Annotated in this window: 21 protein-coding genes; 19 read left to right on the top strand and 2 right to left on the bottom strand. The window is 73.1% G+C overall.

Annotation, left to right across the window (positions count from 1 at the left end; translation table 11 throughout):
* Positions 1-83 precede the first annotated feature (83 nt).
* The 3 genes from ACGFMK_RS24900 to ACGFMK_RS24910 all read left to right on the top strand — a co-directional run bounded on the left by ACGFMK_RS24900 (position 84) and on the right by ACGFMK_RS24910 (position 3494).
* Complete coding sequence (locus ACGFMK_RS24900; RefSeq protein ID WP_392767570.1) at positions 84-2375, top strand: heavy metal translocating P-type ATPase; 2292 nt, start codon at positions 84-86, stop codon at positions 2373-2375.
* A 98-nt stretch (positions 2376-2473) separates the two neighbouring features.
* Positions 2474-3307, top strand: a complete 834-nt coding sequence (gene ppk2, locus ACGFMK_RS24905; RefSeq protein WP_392767573.1) for a polyphosphate kinase 2 — start codon at positions 2474-2476, stop codon at positions 3305-3307.
* The gene (locus tag ACGFMK_RS24910; protein ID WP_392767575.1) at positions 3300-3494 is read left to right on the top strand and encodes a hypothetical protein; all 195 of its coding nucleotides are present in this window, start codon (positions 3300-3302) and stop codon (positions 3492-3494) included. Before ppk2 ends, ACGFMK_RS24910 begins: the two co-directional genes overlap by 8 nt.
* Here ACGFMK_RS24910 and ACGFMK_RS24915 read toward each other — a convergent pair.
* Positions 3485-4102 (bottom strand): hypothetical protein, encoded by a 618-nt coding sequence (locus ACGFMK_RS24915; protein WP_392767578.1) that lies wholly within the window; start codon positions 4100-4102, stop codon positions 3485-3487. The genes ACGFMK_RS24910 and ACGFMK_RS24915 overlap by 10 nt on opposite strands.
* A gap of 154 nt (positions 4103-4256) precedes the next feature.
* Here ACGFMK_RS24915 and ACGFMK_RS24920 point away from each other — a divergent pair, with 154 nt between their 5' ends.
* From ACGFMK_RS24920 to ACGFMK_RS24970, 11 genes are all read left to right on the top strand, one after another.
* Positions 4257-5066, top strand: coding sequence for a universal stress protein (locus ACGFMK_RS24920; RefSeq protein WP_392767581.1), 810 nt, complete (start codon positions 4257-4259; stop codon positions 5064-5066).
* 14 nt (positions 5067-5080) lie between these two features.
* Positions 5081-5692 carry an HPP family protein gene (locus tag ACGFMK_RS24925; protein WP_392767584.1) on the top strand — a complete coding sequence of 204 codons (612 nt, stop codon included), beginning with the start codon at positions 5081-5083 and terminating at the stop codon, positions 5690-5692.
* A 32-nt stretch (positions 5693-5724) separates the two neighbouring features.
* On the top strand, positions 5725-6255 hold the full coding sequence (locus ACGFMK_RS24930; protein WP_392767587.1) for a flavodoxin domain-containing protein: 531 nt from the start codon (positions 5725-5727) through the stop codon (positions 6253-6255).
* Positions 6252-7661: a DUF4389 domain-containing protein gene (locus tag ACGFMK_RS24935; protein WP_392767590.1), complete on the top strand. Its 1410-nt coding sequence runs from the start codon at positions 6252-6254 to the stop codon at positions 7659-7661. The genes ACGFMK_RS24930 and ACGFMK_RS24935 overlap by 4 nt, the downstream gene beginning before the upstream one ends.
* A gap of 13 nt (positions 7662-7674) precedes the next feature.
* Positions 7675-7953 carry a DUF1918 domain-containing protein gene (locus ACGFMK_RS24940; protein ID WP_392767593.1) on the top strand — a complete coding sequence of 93 codons (279 nt, stop codon included), beginning with the start codon at positions 7675-7677 and terminating at the stop codon, positions 7951-7953.
* Positions 7937-8848, top strand: coding sequence for a universal stress protein (locus ACGFMK_RS24945; protein WP_392767596.1), 912 nt, complete (start codon positions 7937-7939; stop codon positions 8846-8848). Before ACGFMK_RS24940 ends, ACGFMK_RS24945 begins: the two co-directional genes overlap by 17 nt.
* Positions 8845-9252, top strand: a complete 408-nt coding sequence (locus ACGFMK_RS24950) for a hypothetical protein (RefSeq protein ID WP_392767599.1) — start codon at positions 8845-8847, stop codon at positions 9250-9252. The genes ACGFMK_RS24945 and ACGFMK_RS24950 overlap by 4 nt, the downstream gene beginning before the upstream one ends.
* 117 nt (positions 9253-9369) lie before the next feature.
* On the top strand, positions 9370-10503 hold the full coding sequence (locus ACGFMK_RS24955; protein WP_392767602.1) for a CHAD domain-containing protein: 1134 nt from the start codon (positions 9370-9372) through the stop codon (positions 10501-10503).
* Positions 10504-10607: 104 nt separating this feature from the next.
* Positions 10608-11219 carry an HPP family protein gene (locus ACGFMK_RS24960; RefSeq protein WP_392767605.1) on the top strand — a complete coding sequence of 204 codons (612 nt, stop codon included), beginning with the start codon at positions 10608-10610 and terminating at the stop codon, positions 11217-11219.
* Positions 11216-12121 carry a universal stress protein gene (locus ACGFMK_RS24965; protein ID WP_392767608.1) on the top strand — a complete coding sequence of 302 codons (906 nt, stop codon included), beginning with the start codon at positions 11216-11218 and terminating at the stop codon, positions 12119-12121. The genes ACGFMK_RS24960 and ACGFMK_RS24965 overlap by 4 nt, the downstream gene beginning before the upstream one ends.
* Positions 12118-14478: a phosphoketolase gene (locus tag ACGFMK_RS24970; protein WP_392767610.1), complete on the top strand. Its 2361-nt coding sequence runs from the start codon at positions 12118-12120 to the stop codon at positions 14476-14478. Before ACGFMK_RS24965 ends, ACGFMK_RS24970 begins: the two co-directional genes overlap by 4 nt.
* Before the next feature lie 55 nt (positions 14479-14533).
* Here the strand turns inward: ACGFMK_RS24970 and ACGFMK_RS24975 are convergent, their stop codons facing one another.
* Positions 14534-14995, bottom strand: coding sequence for an ArsI/CadI family heavy metal resistance metalloenzyme (locus tag ACGFMK_RS24975; protein WP_392767613.1), 462 nt, complete (start codon positions 14993-14995; stop codon positions 14534-14536).
* An 83-nt stretch (positions 14996-15078) separates the two neighbouring features.
* Here ACGFMK_RS24975 and ACGFMK_RS24980 point away from each other — a divergent pair, with 83 nt between their 5' ends.
* From ACGFMK_RS24980 to ACGFMK_RS25000, 5 genes are read left to right on the top strand one after another with little or no spacing between them, the layout of a single operon-like run.
* On the top strand, positions 15079-15441 hold the full coding sequence (locus ACGFMK_RS24980) for a metalloregulator ArsR/SmtB family transcription factor (RefSeq protein ID WP_392767616.1): 363 nt from the start codon (positions 15079-15081) through the stop codon (positions 15439-15441).
* Entirely contained in the window at positions 15438-16487 is a 1050-nt protein-coding gene (arsB, locus tag ACGFMK_RS24985; protein ID WP_392767619.1) for an ACR3 family arsenite efflux transporter, read from the top strand. Before ACGFMK_RS24980 ends, arsB begins: the two co-directional genes overlap by 4 nt.
* A complete protein-coding gene (locus ACGFMK_RS24990) occupies positions 16484-16891 on the top strand; it encodes an arsenate reductase ArsC (protein ID WP_392767622.1) in 408 nt (135 codons plus the stop codon). Before arsB ends, ACGFMK_RS24990 begins: the two co-directional genes overlap by 4 nt.
* A 43-nt stretch (positions 16892-16934) precedes the next feature.
* Entirely contained in the window at positions 16935-17261 is a 327-nt protein-coding gene (locus tag ACGFMK_RS24995; RefSeq protein WP_392767625.1) for an ArsR/SmtB family transcription factor, read from the top strand.
* Positions 17258-18496, top strand: a complete 1239-nt coding sequence (locus ACGFMK_RS25000) for a GNAT family N-acetyltransferase (RefSeq protein ID WP_392767628.1) — start codon at positions 17258-17260, stop codon at positions 18494-18496. Before ACGFMK_RS24995 ends, ACGFMK_RS25000 begins: the two co-directional genes overlap by 4 nt.
* Positions 18497-18513: the final 17 nt, after the last annotated feature.

Consider the following 18513-nt stretch of genomic DNA (forward strand, 5'->3'; position numbering starts at 1 on the left):
ACCGGGTTGAGGCCCTTGGACCCTTTCCCGGCGACGGCGAACGGCCGACCCTGGACTTCCGATCCGTCCGCCGGGAGGAAGCCGTGCCGCACTCGACCCACGGGGACAACCGGCCGTCACGGGTGCGGGAGATCGGGCTGCTCATCGGCGTCCTGGTACTCGTGGCCGCCGGGGGAGCGGCCTGGTGGGCGGGCGCGAGCGTCGCCGCGAACGTCGTGTGGGCGGCCGCCGACGTCGTCACCCTGGTGCCGGCCGTCGTCTGGGTCGCCGCCGACCTCCGGGCCCGGCGGTGGGGTGCCGACCTGCTCGCCGTGCTCGCCCTGGCCGCCACCGTGGCCGTCGGGGAGTACCTGGCCGGCGCGATCGTCGCGGCCATGGTCGCCACCGGGCGGGTGCTCGAAGCCGGCGCCCAGCGGCGCGCGAGCCGGAACCTCACCGCGCTGCTGGACCGCGCGCCCCGGGTGGCGCACCTGCGCACCCAGTCCGGCCACGAGACCGTCCCGGTCGACGCCGTGCGCGCCGGGCAGCTGGTCGTCGTGCTGCCGGGCGAGGTGGTGCCGGTGGACGGTGACCTGCCCGACGGTGGCCTCTTCGACGAGTCCGCCCTCACCGGCGAACCGCTGCCCGTCGCGCGGCAGGCGGGCGAGACCGTCCACAGTGGAGTCGTCAACGCCGGTGCGGCCGTCGACGTCCGGGCCCGCGCGACCGCCGCGGACAGCGCCTACGCCGGCGTCGTCCGGCTCGCCGAACAGGCCGCGGCTCGCACCGCGCGGCTGGCGCGGCTCGCCGACCGGATCGCGATCTGGTTCCTGCCGGCCTCCCTGTTGATCGCGGGCTTGGCCTGGGCGCTCACCGGCGACGCCGGGCGGGCGGTGGCGGTGCTGGTCACCGCGACGCCGTGCCCGCTGCTGCTGGCCGTCCCGATCGCGATCACCGGCGGCATGTCGCGGGCGTCGAAGGCCGGTGTCGTGGTCAAGGACGGCGCGGCGCTCGAAGCCCTCGGCCGGGCCACGGTGCTGCTGATGGACAAGACCGGCACGGTGACCCGGGGCCGTCCCGAGATCACCGACGTCGTCTGCGCGCCCGGCCACGACGCGGCGGAGGTCCTCGGACTCGCCGCCGGGGTCGAGCGGTACTCGCCGCACGTGCTGGCCGCGGCCGTGGTCCGCGCGGCGGCGTCGGCCGGTGTCGAACCGGCCGACGCCGAGGACGTCACCGAGCAGCCCGGTTCGGGTGTCGCGGGGCGGGTGCGCGGCCGCGAGATCCGCGTCGGACGGCCGCCCGGCGGGAGCGAACTGCCGGACTGGGCGCGCGGCGCCGCCCGCCGGAGCCGGTTGGACCTCGCGTCGGTGCTGTGGGTCGAGGCCGACGGCGAGCCCGTCGCCGCGTTGCTCGCGAAGGACCCCGTCCGGCCGGACGCGGCTCGCACGATGCGCCGGCTGCGCGCGGCCGGGATCACCCACGTCCAGCTGCTCACCGGCGACCGGGTCGGCAACGCCCGCGAAGTCGCCGCCATGCTGGGGCTCGACGAGGTCCGTGCCGAAGTGACCCCCGCGGAGAAGGTTCACGCGGTCGAAGCCGCGAGGGCGCGCGGGGTGACGGTGATGACCGGCGACGGCGTCAACGACGCGCCCGCGCTGGCCGCCGCGGACGTCGGTGTCGCGCTCGGCTCCCGCGGGGCGACCGCGGCCGCCCAGGCCGCCGACGCGGTGATCCTCGACGACCGGCTCGACCGCCTCGCCGACGCCGCCGAGATCGCCCGCCGCTCGCACCGGCTGGCGGTGCAGAGCGCCGTCGCGGGGACCCTGCTGTCGGTCGTGGCGATGCTCGCGGCCGCCGCGGGGTACCTGGTGCCGGTCGCCGGGGCCGTGGTGCAGGAGGCCATCGACGTCGTCGTCATCCTCAACGCGCTGCGCGCGCTGGGCGGCCCGAAGCCCGGCGGCCCGGCGCCCGCCGGGCTGGTGCGGCGGTTTGAGTCCGAGCACGAGCACCTGCTGCCCGCGCGAGCGGCGGTGCGGCAGGCCGCCGACGCGCTCGCCGAGGGGGCGACCGCCCAAGCCGACGCCGCCGCCCGCACCGCCGCGCGGTTGCTGGCCGAGCAGCTGCTGCCGCACGAGCACGCCGAGGAGACCGAGCTGTACCCGGCGCTGGCCCCCGCACTGGGCGGACCCGAGGGCACGGTCACGATGAGCCGCGAGCACGCCGAGATCGGCCGGCTCGCACGGCGGTTGGAGCGGCACCTGGCCGAGGCCCCGGACGGCATCCAGCCCGACCAGGTCAACGACCTGCGCGCCACACTCTACGGCTTGGACGCGGTGCTGACCCTGCACTTCGCGCAGGAGGAGGAAGCGTATTTCACGCTCCCGTCGCGGTGACGCGCCCCGGCGGGGCTCCGGGGAAAGGACCAAAGACCCACGCCGCGCCGACGTCCGGCCACAGACCGCCGGTAGGTGCGTTTCGTAGCGTCGAGGGCATGGCGGGAAAGAAGAAGGCGCGCGTACCGCGCGAGCTCTACGAGCGGGAACTGCTGCGGCTGCAGGCCGAACTGGTCAAGCTCCAGGAATGGGTGCGCCACGAAGGCGCCCGCCTGGTCGTGGTGTTCGAAGGCCGCGACGCCGCGGGCAAGGGCAGCACGATCAAGCGCGTCACCGAGCACCTCAACCCGCGCGTGGTGCGGATCGCGGCGCTGCCGAGCCCGACCGAACGCGAGCGCACCCAGTGGTACTTCCAGCGCTACATCGAGCACCTGCCCGCCGCCGGTGAAATCGTGCTGTTCGACCGGAGCTGGTACAACCGCGCCGGGGTCGAGCGGGTGATGGGGTTCTGCACCCCCGAAGAGCACCGCCGGTTCCTGCAGCAAACGCCCATTTTCGAACGGCTGCTGGCCGACGACGGCATCCTGCTGCGCAAGTACTGGTTTTCGGTCAGCCTCGACGAGCAGGAGCGCCGGTTCTCCGCGCGCATCGACGACCCGATGCGCCGCTGGAAGCTCTCGACCATCGACCTGCAGTCCGTGACGCACTGGGAGGACTACTCGCGCGCGAAGGACGACATGTTCGTGCACACCGACACCGCCGAATCCCCTTGGCACGTGGTGGAAAGCGAGGAGAAGCGGCGCGGGCGGCTGAACATGATCGCGCACCTGCTCGCGAGCGTGCCCTACCACGAGGTGTCCCGGCAGGCGGTGTCGCTGCCGCCTCGGCCGGAGCCGACCGGTTACTTCCGGCCGGACCGCCGGCTGCAGACCTACGTTCCCGACCACGCGGCGACCCTGCTGCGCCCAACCGGAGGAGGAGACCATGGATGACAAGGAAAAGGCCGCCATCGAGGCCGAAGCGCGCCGGGACGTCGCCGAACGCGGGCGCCACGGCCTGAAGCTGGTGCCGTACCTGCACGCGGTGGAGCACCACGCGATCAAGGAGAACGAGGAGGACGTCGTCCCGGCCGCCGCGGACGACGAGCCGCGGCGGCCGGCGGGGGAAGGTCAGGCCTGATCGGCCCGCGCGTAGGCCGTGAGCGCCCGCCTCCGGGCGTTCGCGGCCATCGTGCGCACCAGGGCCGTGTGCACCGAACTGATGGCGGGGTAAGCGATCCGCCAGTAGCGGCGGAACTTCAGCCAGCTTTCCGGATCGGTCAGCGCCACCCGCGTGTGCACGGTGAGCAGGGTGCGGTGCGGGCCGTAGGGGAGCGTGGACACGGCCACGACGAGCTTCCCGTAGCCGGGCTCCTCGAACGCCGCGAAGTCCTCCGCCGCCACCCGGCGCCACTGGATCACCGGCCGCCAGAACCTCCCGGCCACGCCCAACGCGAACTCGGTGGGCGGCCGGTCGCCGAGCAGGGTCCACGCCGTGCCGGCGTCCAGGTCGTCGGCGGTGAGCCGGGTCGGTTGCCGGGGCGGGCCGTGGCGGCGGTTGTGCCAGCGCTCGGGCAGCATCCGCAGCCACCCCGCGACGGACACCGCCCCGCCGCGGACGTCGGTGAAGTCGAGTTCGCGCGCCGCGGCGTAGGTCTCCTTCACCGGCGCGTCGACGATGGTGGTGCGCACCAGCGAGAAGTGCGGGTGCGGCAGGTAGTGGTCGATCAAGAGGTCGTGTTCGGTCATCACCCCAGCGTCGGTGACGGGACCGCCCGGGACAGGAAGCGGAAGTCCGGTGCCCGGCGGATTTGGTCCCCGCCGGAAGGGACTTCGTGCTCTGACCGGCGAGTACGCGACGCGCCATGCTGGGCGCGAGAACCGTGACCACAGGAGGAAACCGATGACCGCAACCGTGAACCGGCCGGTGGTCGCCGGAGTGGACGCCTCCGTGGCGTCCGTCGCCGCGATCCGCTGGGCGGCCCAGGAAGCCCGCCGCCAGGGCACGACGCTGCGGCTGGTGCACGCCTGCGTCTTCGAAGGCCGGGCCCCGCTGGCCGGTGCCGATTCGGATCTGCTCCTCGAGCACGCCGGCCGCTGGCTCCGGCGCGGTGCCGGGATCGCCCGCGAAGCGGCGCCTGGTGTCCAGGTCGAGGTCGCGCTGGAGACCGGGCTCGCCGTCGACCTGCTGCTCGCCGAGTCGGCCGACGCGGCCGTCGTCGTCCTCGGCTCCCACGGTCTCGGCGGCCTGCGTGGCGCCTTGATCGGGTCGGTGGCCCTGCGGGTGGCGGCCGAAGCCTCGTGCCCGGTCGTGGTCGTGCGGGGGCACGCCGACCCGGCCGGTCCCGTGGTCGTCGGCCTGGACGCGACCGAGTCGAGCGAGCACGCGCTGCGGTTCGCCCTCGACGAGGCGTCGGTGCGCCACGCGCCCGTGCTCGTCGTGCACGTCTTCGGTGACGGCACCGAGCCCACCGAACAGCGGGGCCAGGAAGCGCGGGTGGCGACCTGGGCCCGGAAGTACCCGGCGCTGACGATCTCCTCGCGCGCCGTGCGGGACCGCACTCCCTCGCACGCGCTGCTGCACGCGGCACCCGCGGCCCAGCTGATCGTCGTCGGCACCCGTGGCCGCGGCCCGGTCGCCGGCGGGCTGCTCGGCTCGACCGGCAACGCCCTGCTCTCGCACGCGGCCTGCCCGGTCGCGGTGGTGCACTGAACGAGAGGAACGCCGTGAAGGCACAGGACATCATGACGCGGCCGGTCGTGCGGGTCGGCCCGGGAACGCCGGTGCGCGAGGCCATCGTGCTGCTCACCGAGCACTGCGTCGCGGCCCTGCCGGTGGTGGGCACCGACGACGCGGTGCTCGGCATGTTCACCGAGGCGGACGCGCTCCGCAGCGGGGTCGCCGGCAAGGGCCCCGAGCCCGACCTCCTGGTGTGCTCGGCGATGACCGTGCCCGCCGAGACCGTCGGCCTCGACACCGACGTCAGCGAGATCGCCCGGCGCATGCTGGGCGACCGGCTGCGCAGCATCCCGGTGGTGGACGACGGGGTGCTCGTCGGGATCGTCAGCCGCCGCGACATGCTCACCCCGCTGGTGCGCCAGGACGACTCGATCGCCTCGCACCTCAACGCGCTGCTCACCGACTACTCGGGTCACCGCGACCGCTGGACGATCTCGGTCACCGGCGGCATGGTGACCATCCGCGGCGCCTTCTCCGACGAGGCCGAGCGCCGGGTGGTGACCGCTCTCGCGAAGACGGTGCACGGCGTGCTCGACGTCGAGCTGTGGGAAGAGACCTCGGTGACTTTCGGCGGGCCTCACGGGGTCGTTGGCCCCTAAGCCGGGGGCGCCGCCCGCGTGAGGCTGGAAGCATGAGAATCCTCGTGACGGTGGCCACCCGGCATGGCGCCACCAGGGAAATCGCCGAGACCATCGCCGCCACGGCCGGCTCCGCGCTGACCGACGCCGGGGTGGCGTCCCAGATCGAAGTCCGTGACGCGAGCCTGGTGACCTCGGTCGACGGCTTCGACGCCGTGGTACTCGGCTCGGCCGTCTACATGGGACACTGGCTGGACGCCGCCACCGAGTTCGCCGTCAAGTTCGCCGACGAGCTGCGTGCGCTGCCGGTCTGGGTGTTCTCCAGCGGCCCCGTCGGCGAACGCGACCACCCGGCCGACGAACCGGGCAACGCCGCCGACACGGTGCTGCGGCTCGGGGCCCGCGGGCACCGGCTCTTCGGCGGCAAGATCGACCGCCACACGCTGCACCTGCCGGAGCGGGCGATGGTCGCCGCGCTGCGGGTCAAGGACGGCGACTACCGCGACTGGCCATCGATCCGGGCCTGGGGCCGGGAAATCGGCGCGACCCTCGCGGTGACCGAAGTCGCCGGGAGCGCGTCGTGACCGCCCCGCGCGCCTACCCGGTCCGGGTCGAAGCGACCTTGGACGAGCCGCTGTCGCGCGGCCTGTGGCTGGTCAAGTGGCTGCTGGCGATCCCGCACTACGTCGTGCTGGCGTTCCTGTGGTTCGCCTACCCGTTCGTCACCATCGCGGCGTTCTTCGCGATCCTGGTGACCGGCCGCTACCCGCGCTCGCTGTTCGCGTACACGTCGGGTGTGCTGCGCTGGAGCTGGCGGGTGCAGTTCTACTCCTACGCCGCCCTGGGGACCGACCGGTACCCGCCGTTCACCTTCGCCGACGTCCCGGACTACCCGGCCCGGCTCGAAATCGCCTACCCCGAAAAGCTTTCGCGCGGCCTGGTGCTCGTGAAGTGGTGGCTGCTGGCCCTCCCGCACCTCGTGATCGTCGGCGTGTTCGCCGGCGGCGGCAGCTGGCTGGCCGCCCGCTCCGGCAGCGACGACGGCTTCACCTGGGCGGCCGGCGGTCTCGTCGGCGTGCTGGTCCTGGTCGCCGGGGTGGTGCTGCTGTTCACCGGCCGTTACCCGCGGCCGATCTTCGACTTCGTGCTCGGCATGGACCGCTGGGTGCTGCGCGTCGCGGCCTACGTGTCGCTGATGACCGACGAGTACCCGCCGTTCCGCCTCGACATGGGCGGCACCGAGGCCGGTGGCGAGCCGCCGCACCCGGAACCGCACCCGGTCCGGGTGGGGAGCTGGACCGCCGGGCGGATCGTCGCCGTGGTCGCCGGTGCGGTGCTGGTGCTCGGCGCGGCGGGCCTGCTGACCGGCGGCGGCACGCTGCTGTGGGCCGATCGCACCCAGCGCGACGCCGACGGCTACCTCACCGCGTCGGCCACCGTAGTAGCGAGCGGCTACGCGGTCTCGACCGACCCGGTGCAGGTGACCGGCGCACCGAACGTCTTCGCGGCCGTCGGCGACGTCCGGCTCCGCGCGACCACCACCGACGGCCGCCCGGTCTTCGTGGGCATCGGCCGTTCCGCCGACGTCGCCGGCTACCTGGCCTCCACCGAGTACACGACGCTGGGTGGCGTGTCCGGCGACCGCTCCGGCGACCGGGTGCACCCCGGTGGTGCCCCCGCGACGTCACCGGGTGACGCCGGGGTGTGGGCCGCGAAGGCCGCCGGCGACGGCACGCAAAGCGTCGCCTGGCCGGCGAACGACGGGCAGTGGACCGCCGTGGTGATGAACGCCGACGGCTCGCGCGGGATCTCCGTGCGCGCCGAGGCCGGCGCCACCGTGCCCGCCCTCGGCTGGGTCGCCCTCGGCCTGCTGATCGCCGGAGCCGTGTTCCTGGCCGGTGGTGCCCTGCTCATCGGCTTCGGCGCGCACCGCGCGTCGCGGCGCCCGGAAGCCCCTCGTACCCCCGAACCGTCCACTGTGGACATCTGAGGAAGGAAGACCGATGCACGCACAGCCGGGCGACTGGCTCGTCGTCAAGGGCCCGCGGACCGGCGCACCCGAGCAGCGCGGCCGGATCCTGGAGGTCCCTTCGGCCGACGGCACCCCGCCGTACGTCGTCCGCTGGACGGCCGACGACCACGTGTCGACGGTCTTCCCCGGCCCGGACGCGATCGTGCTGACCGCCGCCGAGGAACAGGCCGCCGAGGAACACGCCCGCACCCGGTACGACCGCGTGCAGCGGTTCATCCACGAGGAGGACGGTCATGCACGGGTTTACTGACGGCGCGGTCGTCGCCGGTATCGACGGCTCCGCCTCGGCGGTGCAGGCGGCCGTGTGGGCCGGGGCCGAGGCGCGCCGCCGCGGCCGCCCGCTGCGGCTGGTGCAGATCTACACCTTGCCGCAGGTGAGCGCCCCGGTGGCCTTCGGCTCTGCGGACCAGGTCCGCGAGGGCCTGGCGCAGCGGGCCGGAGAATGGCTGGCCGGCGCGCGGACCGCCGTGCTCGCCGAGCACCCGGACCTCGAGATCACCACGGCTGCCCGGGAATGGAGCCCGGTCACCGCGTTGACGCAGGAGACGCAGCACGCCGAGCTGGTCGTGCTCGGCTCGCGCGGGCTCGGCGGCTTCACCGGCCTGCTCGTCGGCTCCACGGCCGTCTCGGTGGTGGCGCACGCGCACTGCCCGATCGTCGTGGTCCGCGGCCGGACGCCGCACGATCCGCCGCCGGCCACCGGGCCGGTGCTCGTCGGCGCCGACGGTTCGCCCGACAGCGACGCCGCGCTGGCGTTCGCCTGTGAGGAGGCGCGGCTGCGCGGCACCGGGCTCATCGCCGTGCACACCTGGAGCGACGTCCTCGCCGACGGCGTGCTGCGGCCGCACCCACTGCAGGAGAACCCGGTGGACATCGCGGCGGCGGAGCGCGCCAAGCTCGCCGAGCAGGTCGTGGGCTGGCAGCGGAAGTACGCGGACCTGTCGATCGAGTTCGAGGTCACCCGCGGCCGTCCGGTCCGCACGTTGCTCGAACGAGGGGAAGACGCCCAGCTGATCGTGGTCGGCTGCCGCGGCCGCGGCGGGTTCACCGGAATGCTGCTCGGTTCGACGAGCCAGGCCCTCATCGCGCACTCGCCGTGCCCGGTGGCCGTCGTCCGGCCCCAGCAAGCCGGGAGCGGGTCATGACCACCTTGCGGACCCGGGCGACGATGCGCCTGCTGGGCACGTTCGAGGCGCTGTTCGCCGCGAGCGCGGTGTACGGCGGGATCTCGCTGATCGCCGGCGCGCCGGGGTTCACGATGCCCGTCGAGTGGCTGGCGCCGCTCGGGCTCACCAGCTGGATGCTGCCGGGAATCGCGCTGGCGCTCGGCATCGGCGGGACACTGGCCTGGGCGTCGGTGTTCGCCTGGCGGGCCGACTTCCGCGCGCCGACGGCGGCTTTGGCCGCGTGCGGGGTCCTGACCGGCTGGCTGGCGATCCAGTTCGGCGTGATCGGCGTCCGCGCGCCCGTCCAGTGGGTGACCGTCGGGCTGCTGGCCGTCCTGCTCGGGCTCGCGCTGCTGGCCCGGCGCCGGCTGGCGACGTCGTGAACCCGCCAGGGTCCCCGGGATCCCGCCGCAGGACGCGGTCCGGGACTTGATGACCCGTCACCGGATCGGGTACCTCCCGGTGATGGAGGCCCGGCACCGGCTGGAAGGAGAAAAGCCATGAGCGCGACCGTCACCCCGCTGCGCGAAGCGGAGTACTTCGACACGGATTCGCTGCGCCTGCTCCGGAACGGCTTGGCGCTGAGCTGCCACGACGGTCACTGGCGGCTCGACACCCCGGCCGGTCCGGTCCGGTTCGCCGGTTCCGCGGACTACGTCCCGCCGACGCTGTCCCGGCTGGTGCGGGCCTACACCCGCGACGACGAGCTCGTGCGCGTCGCGCGCCTTCACGACGGCGGTCTGGCGGAGCTGCGTGAGGAACTGGGCAGCCGGATCGTGGTGCCGCGGCGGCCGCCCGACGATTCGGCCCGCGGTGTGGTCCTGCGGTACGTGCGCACCCAGCTGGCCGCGCTGGCCGCGGCGGATCTGGACGTCCGGCAGGACCGGCCCGATTCCGTGCACCGGATGCGGGTGGCCGCACGGCGGCTGCGCGGTGTCTTCTCCGCCTACGCTCCGGTGCTGGGCGGGCGGAAGTTGCTGCGGGAACTCAGCTCCGCTCTGCGCTGGCTCGGCGGCGAGCTCGCTCCCGCCCGGGACGTCGAGGTCCAGTGGGCCCGCGCCCGGACCTGGGCGGGGGACCGGATGGACGCCTACTTCGCGGTGCTCACCGAGGAAGCGGCCACACGCGTACGGCGGGCGCTGGACAGCCGCCGGTACGTCCAGCTGCTCAACGCGCTCGACGTGCTCGAAGTGGTGCTGAGCGAACAGCCCCGGCGCCACTGGCGGAAGCCGGCCCGCCGGCCCGCCACGAAGGTGCTGCCCGGCCTGGCTCGCGCGGTGGCCGGGCACGTGGACCGGCGGGTGGCCCGGGTGGCGGCCCGGCCCGCCGGGCCCGAGCGGGACCACGCGGTGCACGACGTCCGGAAGGCCGCCAAGCGGCTGCGCTACGCACTGGAGGCCGGTGCCGAGGCCCTGCCGGTCGACGCCAAGCCCGCGTTGCGCGCGTTCCAGGACCTGCTCGGCGAATTCCAGGACGCCGTGGTCGCGGGGGAACTCCTGAGCGCGATGGACGGCCCGGACGAGGCGTTCGCGGCGGCCCGGGCCGCCGAGGCGGTCGCCGCCGCCCGGTCCGTCGAGGCGTTGCCCGCCGCGTGGCACGACCTCCGCGAGGACCTTGGTCCTTTGTGGACGTGACCGGCCGAAGGGACGTAAGTCCTCACGACCGGTGACCGACGCCAGCGGTGCCCCGGGTGCCGCCTTCCTAGGTTGGGAAGTGACACGAAAGGCAGGAACACCCGATGCGAGCACGCGACCTGATGACCTCCCCGGTGATCGCCGTGCAGCCGTGGACGTCCGCCAAGGAGGCGGCCGAGCTGCTGTCCACGCACGGCTTCACCGCCCTCCCCGTGGTCGACGACGACGAGCGCCTGATCGGCATCGTCACCGAGGCGGACCTGATCCGCGACCGGATCCCCGTCGACCCCCGGTACACCCACGAGCACCATGAGACCACCGCGGCGGGCAAGACGGTCGGCGACCTGATGACCTCCCCGGTGACCGCCATGAGCACCGGCACCGACGTCGCCGACCTCTGCCAGGCCCTGGTCGACGACCGTATCCGGGCGATGCCGATCGTCGACGGCTCGGCCGTCGTGGGCATCGTGACCCGCGGTGACATCGTCCGCGTGCTCGCGCGCGAAGACACCGAAATCGCCAAGGACGTCAAGCACCGGCTGGAGATCTACGGCGGCAGCGGCCGCTGGAAGATCAACGTCCGCGACGGCTACGTCCACATCACCGACCAGTTCGACGACGACTCCGACCGCCACGTCGCCCAGCTGCTGGCGCTGGCCGTGCCCGGCGTCGTCTCCGCCGACACCGCCTACGCGGGTGAGGAGCAGAGCCGATGAGCACCACCGACCCGAGGATCACCGTGGGGGTGGACGGCTCCGCCGGTTCCACGGCCGCCCTCGTCTGGGCCGCCAAGACCGCCTCGGCGCGCCACCTGCAGCTCCGGATCGTCCACGGGCTGCAGCTCACCGGCCTGTACTACGGCGGCGGCCTGCCCGGCGCCGGCGCCGAAGCGCTGTTCGACGCGATCCAGGCCGACGGTGTACGGATCATCGCCGAGGCCCGCACGCTGGTGGCGTCCATCGACAAGGACCTGGTCATCACCACCGAACTGCCGAACGACCCGCCCGTGCCGATGCTGATCGACGAGTCCCGGCACGCCCGGATGCTCGTCGTCGGCCGGTCCGGTACCGGCGGGTTCGCCGACATGCTCGTCGGCGGGACCGCGGCGACGGTCGCGAGCCACGCGCACGGCCCGGTCGCCGTCATCCGCGGCCGCCAGGACACCACGATGGTCCCGGATTCGGGTCCCGTCGTGGTCGGCGTCGACGGCAGCGCGAACAGCGAACTGGCGATCGGCGTCGCGTTCGAGGAGGCTTCGCTGCGCGGTGTGCCGCTCGTCGCGGTGCACGCCTGGAACGACGTCACCTACGAGGACACCCGCGGCACCGCCCGGATCCTGACCCAGGCCGGCACCCTGGAAGAGGGGGAGCAGCGGCTGCTCGCCGAGCGGCTCGCGGGCTGGCACGAGAAGTACCCCGACGTCACGATCCGGCCCCGGCTCGTGCACGACCGCCCCCGCCACGTGCTGCTCGAAGAGAGCGAGACCGCGCAGCTGGTCGTCGTCGGCAGCCGCGGCCGTGGCGGCTTCACCGGGATGCTCCTCGGCTCGACCAGCCAGGCGCTGCTCCAGCACGCCCGGTGCCCGGTGCTCGTCGTCCGCCCGGAGCGAAAGGGATGACCGCCCTCGACGCCCGTCCCGCGGTACTCGGCCGCACCGAGCTGGCCCAGGTGGATGCCCTCTGGCGGGCCGCGAACTACCTCGCGGCCGGCCAGATCTACCTGATGGCCAACCCGCTGCTGCGCGAACCGCTGCGCCCCGAGCACATCAAGCCGAGACTGCTCGGGCACTGGGGGACCTCACCCGGCCTCAACTTCGTCTACGCCCACCTCAACCGCGCCATCCTGACCCACGACCTGAACGCCATGTTCGTCACCGGCCCGGGCCACGGCGGCCCGGCGCTGCTGGCCAACACCTGGCTCGAAGGCAGCTACACCGAGGCGTGGCCCGAGGTCACTCGCGACGCCGAGGGCATGGGAGGGCTGTTCAAGCAGTTCTCCTTCCCCGGCGGCGTGCCCAGCCACGTCGCCCCGCAGGTCCCCGGCTCGATCCACGAAGGCGGGGAACTGGGCTACTCGCTCGCGCACGCCTTCGGCGCGGCGTTCGACAACCCGGGCCTGATCGTCGCCTGCGTGGTCGGCGACGGGGAAGCCGAGACGGGTCCGCTCGCGACGTCGTGGCACGCCAACAAGTTCCTCGACCCGGTCCGCGACGGCGCGGTCCTGCCGATCCTGCACCTCAACGGCTACAAGATCGCCAACCCGACCGTGCTGTCCCGGATCGCCCCGGCCGAACTCGACGCGCTGCTGCGCGGCTACGGCTACGAGCCGATCTACGTCGAAGGCAGCGACCCGGAGACGATGCACCAGGCGATGGCCGCCGCGCTCGACTCGGCCGTCGCCGACCTCGCGGTGATCCGCCGGAGCACCGGCCGGCCGGCGTGGCCGATGATCGTGCTGCGCAGTCCCAAGGGCTGGACCGGTCCGTCCGTTGTGGACGGTCTGCCGGTCGAGGGCACGTGGCGCGCCCACCAGGTGCCGCTGTCGCAGGTCCGGCAGAACCCGGAGCACCTGCGCCAGCTGGAGGAGTGGATGCGCTCCTACCGCCCGGAGGAGCTGTTCGACTCCCACGGCCGCCCGGTCGCCGACGTCACGGCGATGATCCCGGCGGGGGAGCGCCGGATGGGCGCCAGCCCGCACGCCAACGGCGGCGTGCTCCTGCAGCCGCTGACGCTGCCGGACATCGCGGCCCACGCCGTCGAGGTGCCCGCGCCCGGGGCGACGCAGGCCGAACCGACCCGCGCGCTGGGCCGGTTCCTGCGGGACGTCTTCGCGCTCAACGCCGACCGGGCGAACTTCCGGCTCTTCGGCCCGGACGAGACGGCGTCCAACCGGCTCGACGCGGTCTACGACGTCACCGGCAAGCAGTGGCAGGCCGCGCTCGAACCGGTCGACGAGCACCTGTCCCACGACGGCCGCGTGCTGGAGGTGCTGTCCGAGCACCTGTGCCAGGGCTGGCTCGAGGGTTACCTGCTGTCCGGCCGGCACGGGCTGTTCAACTGCTACGAGGCCTTCGTGCACATCGTCGACTCGATGGTGAACCAGCACATCAAGTGGCTGCGGGTGCACCGCCAGATCCCGTGGCGGCGCCCGGTCGCGTCGCTGAACTACCTGCTGACCTCCCACGTGTGGCGGCAGGACCACAACGGCTTCTCCCACCAGGACCCGGGTTTCGTCGACCACATCGCCAACAAGAGCTCGGAGGTCGTCCGGATCTACTTCCCGCCGGACACCAACACGCTGCTCGAAGTCGCGGCGCACTGCCTGCGCAGCCGGGACTACGTGAACGTCGTGGTGGCGGGCAAGAACGACAGCCCGAACTGGCTCGACACCGAGCAGGCCGCGCTGCACTGCGCCCGCGGCGTGAGCATCTGGGAGTGGGCGAGCACGCACACCGACCGGGAGCCCGACGTCGTCCTCGGCTGCGCGGGTGACGCCCCGACCCTGGAAGTGCTGGCGGCCGCGCAGATCCTGCGCGCGGAACTGCCGGACCTCGCGGTGCGCGTGGTCAACGTCGTCGACCTGATGCGCCTGCAGCCGGAGGCCGAGCACCCGCACGGCCTCGGCGACCGTGAGTTCGACGCGCTGTTCACCCCGGACCGGCCGGTGATCTTCGCCTACCACGGGTACCCGTGGCTCATCCACCGCCTGGCCTACCGCCGCACCAACCACCACGACATGCACGTGCGCGGCTACACCGAGCACGGCACGACGACCACGCCGTTCGACATGCTGGTGCTCAACCACATGGACCGCTTCCAGCTGGTGATCGACGTGATCGACCGCGTGCCGGGCCTGGTCGCGACGGCGGGCGTGCTGCGGCAGCGGATGACCGAGGCCCAGGGCCGCCACCGGCGCTGGATCCTGGCGCACGGTGAGGACATGCCGGAGATCCTGAACTGGGCCTGGGAAGGCTGAGCCGTGACCGCCGCGGGTGCGCCCGCGGCGGTCACGTCGTCCCGGGCCGTCGCCGTCAGGAGCAGCAGCCTTCGGGCTGAGCCTGGGTGGCGTCGGCTGTGCAGCACGTGGCCGGAGTGGCGAGCGCGGCGCTGTCGGCTCCGTAGGTCCGGGAGTCGGCCTTGACGGTGTAGACCTCCCACGGCTCCTGGCCGGGACCGTGCACCCAGACCTTGTCCTGCACGGCGTAGCAGCAGGTGGTGTCGTCCTCGGTCAGCGTCTCCAGGCCTTCGCCGGTGAGCCGCTTGCTGGCCTCATTCACCGCGTTCGTGGTCTCGACCTCGACGCCGAGGTGGTCCATGACGGTCGCCTGGCCGGGCTCGCCCTCGAGGAGCACGAGCTTGAGCGCGGGCTCGGCGATGGCGAAGTTGGCGTAGCCGGGCCGGAGCTTGGCGGGCTCGGTACCGAACAGCTTCGAGTAGAAGTCGATCGAGCCTTCGAGGTCCCCGACCCGCAGCGCGAGCTGTACGCGTGACATCCGGTTCTCCTTGGATAGACGTTCATCAAAACAACGACGAGGCTTAGATTGCTCTCTAGATAGACGTGTGTCAACATAGACGCATGCCGAAACAGCTGCCGCTCGTCGCGATGGACGCCTGCTGCTCACCGCTCGCCCGCGAGCCGCTGACGGAACCGCAGGCCGTCGAGCTGTCGAAGCTGTTCAAGGCGATGGCCGACCCGGTGCGCCTGCGGCTGCTGTCGCTCATCGCCTCCCACGCCGGGGGCGAGGCGTGCGTGTGCGACCTGACCGACGCGTTCGACCTGACCGGCCCGACCATCTCCCACCACCTGAAGGTGCTGCGGGAATCCGGCCTGATCACCGGCGAGCGCCGCGGCACGTGGGTGTACTACCGCGTGCACCCCGAGGTGCTGGCCCGGCTCTCGGCCGTGCTGGTCCCCGGCGACGCGGTCGTCCCGGCGTGACGACGCCCGGCCGGCTGTCCACACTGGACCGTTTCCTGCCGGTGTGGATCGCGGCCGCGATGGCCGCCGGGCTGCTCGCCGGCCGCGGGATCCCCGGCCTGAACACCGCGCTGTCCGCGGTCGAGGTGGACGGGATCTCGCTGCCGATCGCGCTCGGGCTGCTGGTGATGATGTACCCAGTGCTGGCGAAGGTCCGCTACGACCGGCTCGGCGCGGTGACCCGCGATCGACGGCTGCTGTGGCCGTCGCTGGTGCTGAACTGGCTGATCGGCCCGGCGCTGATGTTCGCGCTGGCCTGGCTGCTGCTGCCGGACCTGCCGGAGTACCGGACCGGGCTGATCATCGTCGGCCTCGCCCGCTGCATCGCCATGGTGATCATCTGGAACGACCTCGCCTGCGGCGACCGGGAAGCCGCCGCCGTGCTGGTCGCGCTGAACTCGGTGTTCCAGGTGCTCGCGTTCGGCCTGCTCGGCTGGTTCTACCTCTCGGTCCTGCCCGGCTGGCTGGGGTTGCCGCAAGCCGACCTCGCGGTGTCGGGATGGCAGATCGCCAAAAGTGTCCTCATCTTCCTGGGCATCCCGCTCGTCGCGGGCTACCTGACCCGCCGGCTCGGCGAACGCGCGAAGGGCCGGGACTGGTACGAAACGCGGTTCCTGCCGAAGATCGGGCCCGCCGCGCTCTGCGGGCTGCTGTTCACCATCGTGATTCTCTTCGCCCTGCAAGGCGAACAGATCACCGCGAGGCCGCTCGACGTCGTCCGGATCGCGGTGCCGCTGCTGGTCTACTTCGGCCTGATGTGGGCCGGGTCGTACGCGTTCGGCACCGCCGTCGGCCTGTCGTACGAACGCACCACGACGCTTGCCTTCACCGCCGCGGGCAACAACTTCGAACTCGCCATCGCGGTCGCGGTCGCGACGTTCGGGGCCACGAGCGGGCAGGCGCTGGCCGGGGTCGTCGGACCGCTGATCGAAGTCCCCGTGCTCGTCGCCCTCGTCTACGTCTCCCTCGCTCTGCGCCGCCGCCGTCGCCTGGAGGTCACCGCGTGAACACCCCGGAAGTCCTGTTCGTGTGCGTCCACAACGCCGGCCGCTCCCAGATGGCCGCCGCCCTGCTGCACCACCACGCCGCCGGTCGTGTCACCGTCCGGTCCGCGGGCTCGGCCCCGGCGAACGAGGTCAACCCGGCCGTCGTGGCGGTCATGGCCGAGCTCGGCATCGACGTCTCCCGCGAGTTCCCGAAGCGCCTGACGACCGACGCGGTCGAGGCCGCCGACGTCGTGATCACCATGGGCTGCGGCGACGCCTGCCCGATCTTCCCCGGCCAGCGCTACCTCGACTGGCAGCTCGACGACCCCGCCGGCCTTCCCGTCGAGCAGGTCCGTCCGATCCGGGACGAGATCGACCGCCGCGTCCGAGCCTTGCTCGCCGAGCTGGTGCCCGCTTCCGCCTGAGCCCTTCATCGTCTATCGTCGATGGACGATGAAAGGGGCCGCCGTGCTGGACCGTGCCACCGCCGAGACCTACGCCGGGTGGTTCCGCGCGCTCGCGGATCCGACCCGGGTGCAGATCCTCAACCTGATCGCGGCCGCCGGCGGCCCGGTGACGGTCGGCGAGATCGTCGAGCGGGTGAGCGTGGGCCAGTCCACCGTCTCGGCGCACCTGAAGATCCTCACCGACACCCGCTTCGTGCTCGTCGAACCACGGGGGACCGCCCGGCTCTACCGGGTCAACCAGGCGTGCGTGTCCTGCTTCCCCAGCGCGGCGGACGTCGTCATGGGCCGTGACGCCGTCGCGTTCCCCTCGTGCGAGGCCGGCCGATGAGCCCGGACCGCGACGCCGTCCACGACCGGTACGCCGCCGCGGCCCGCCAAGCCCTGGCCGGCGAGGGAACCGGCCTGCTCACCGGCGAGGGCGACGCCGGCCGGCTGGGCGCCGTCCACTACGCGGGGGAGGAGATCCCGGCGGAGGTGGCCGCGACCAGCCTCGGCTGCGGCAACCCGCTGGCCGTCGCCGATCTGCACCCCGGCGAAACCGTGCTCGACCTCGGCTCCGGTGGCGGCCTCGACGTCCTGCTCTCCGCCCGCCGCGTCGGCCCGGCCGGCCGCGCCATCGGTCTCGACATGACCGACGAGATGCTCACCCTCGCCCGCCGGCACGCCGAGCGGGCCGGCGTGGCCAACGCCGAGTTCGTCCGAGGCACGATCGAACGGATCCCGCTGCCGGACGCCTCGGTCGACGTCGTCATCTCCAACTGCGTCATCGCGCTCTCGCCGGACAAGCCGGCCGTCTTCGCCGAGATCGCCCGGGTCCTGCGTCCCGGCGGCCGGCTCGGCATCACCGACATCCTGGCCGGCGACACGCTCACCGACGCCGAACGCGCGTCGCGCACGGGCGCGGTCGAGTGCGTCGGCGGCGCGCTCACCGCCGGGCGGTACCGGGACCTGCTGCGGGACGCGGGGTTCGTCGGCGTCGACGTCCGGGTCACGCACGAGGTCGGCGACCGGCTGCACTCCGCGATCATCCGTGCCACCACACCGATTCCGGTCGACGTCGCCGCGATGACGGCCGGGCACGGGGACCAGGTGCTGGCGATCTACCAGGCCGGGCTCGACACCGGGGACGCGAGTTTCGAGACGACCGCCCCGGACTGGGCCGGCTGGGACGCCGCCCACCTCCCGGCGCACCGGCTGGTGGCCCTCGCCCCGGCCGGCCGGGTGCTCGGCTGGGCCGCGGTCACGGCGGTGTCTTCGCGCTGCGTCTACGCCGGGGTCGTCGAGCACAGCGTGTACGTCCACCCGGAGGCGCGCGGCCGCCGGGTCGGCGACGCCCTCCTGACCGCGTTGATCGCGTCGACCGAGGACGCCGGGATCTGGACGATCCAGAGCGGCGTTTTTCCCGAAAACCACGCCAGCCGGCAGCTGCACGCCCGAAACGGGTTCCGCGAAGTCGGCGTCCGGCAGGCGATCGGCCGGCATCGAGGCCGCTGGCGCGATGTCTTGATGATCGAGCGTCGCAGCCCGGTCGTGGGGGGGGTGCAGCTTTTTAAAACACTGTAGCCCCCCCCCCCCGCAAA

The sequence above is a fragment of the Amycolatopsis sp. NPDC049252 genome, assembly GCF_043197175.1.
In the GTDB taxonomy this organism is placed as follows: Bacteria; Actinomycetota; Actinomycetes; order Mycobacteriales; family Pseudonocardiaceae; genus Amycolatopsis.

Coding starts and splice junctions, on each gene's coding strand:
- ACGFMK_RS24980 (WP_392767616.1), top strand. CDS start 15,079: ATGCCGAAACAGCTGCCGCTCGTCGCGATGGACGCCTGCTGCTCACCG.
- ACGFMK_RS24955 (WP_392767602.1), top strand. CDS start 9,370: ATGAGCGCGACCGTCACCCCGCTGCGCGAAGCGGAGTACTTCGACACG.
- ACGFMK_RS24975 (WP_392767613.1), bottom strand. CDS start 14,995: ATGTCACGCGTACAGCTCGCGCTGCGGGTCGGGGACCTCGAAGGCTCG.
- ACGFMK_RS24960 (WP_392767605.1), top strand. CDS start 10,608: ATGCGAGCACGCGACCTGATGACCTCCCCGGTGATCGCCGTGCAGCCG.
- ACGFMK_RS24920 (WP_392767581.1), top strand. CDS start 4,257: ATGACCGCAACCGTGAACCGGCCGGTGGTCGCCGGAGTGGACGCCTCC.
- ACGFMK_RS24930 (WP_392767587.1), top strand. CDS start 5,725: ATGAGAATCCTCGTGACGGTGGCCACCCGGCATGGCGCCACCAGGGAA.
- ACGFMK_RS24940 (WP_392767593.1), top strand. CDS start 7,675: ATGCACGCACAGCCGGGCGACTGGCTCGTCGTCAAGGGCCCGCGGACC.
- ACGFMK_RS25000 (WP_392767628.1), top strand. CDS start 17,258: ATGAGCCCGGACCGCGACGCCGTCCACGACCGGTACGCCGCCGCGGCC.
- ppk2 (WP_392767573.1), top strand. CDS start 2,474: ATGGCGGGAAAGAAGAAGGCGCGCGTACCGCGCGAGCTCTACGAGCGG.
- ACGFMK_RS24950 (WP_392767599.1), top strand. CDS start 8,845: ATGACCACCTTGCGGACCCGGGCGACGATGCGCCTGCTGGGCACGTTC.
- ACGFMK_RS24970 (WP_392767610.1), top strand. CDS start 12,118: ATGACCGCCCTCGACGCCCGTCCCGCGGTACTCGGCCGCACCGAGCTG.
- ACGFMK_RS24965 (WP_392767608.1), top strand. CDS start 11,216: ATGAGCACCACCGACCCGAGGATCACCGTGGGGGTGGACGGCTCCGCC.
- ACGFMK_RS24915 (WP_392767578.1), bottom strand. CDS start 4,102: ATGACCGAACACGACCTCTTGATCGACCACTACCTGCCGCACCCGCAC.
- ACGFMK_RS24945 (WP_392767596.1), top strand. CDS start 7,937: ATGCACGGGTTTACTGACGGCGCGGTCGTCGCCGGTATCGACGGCTCC.
- ACGFMK_RS24910 (WP_392767575.1), top strand. CDS start 3,300: ATGGATGACAAGGAAAAGGCCGCCATCGAGGCCGAAGCGCGCCGGGAC.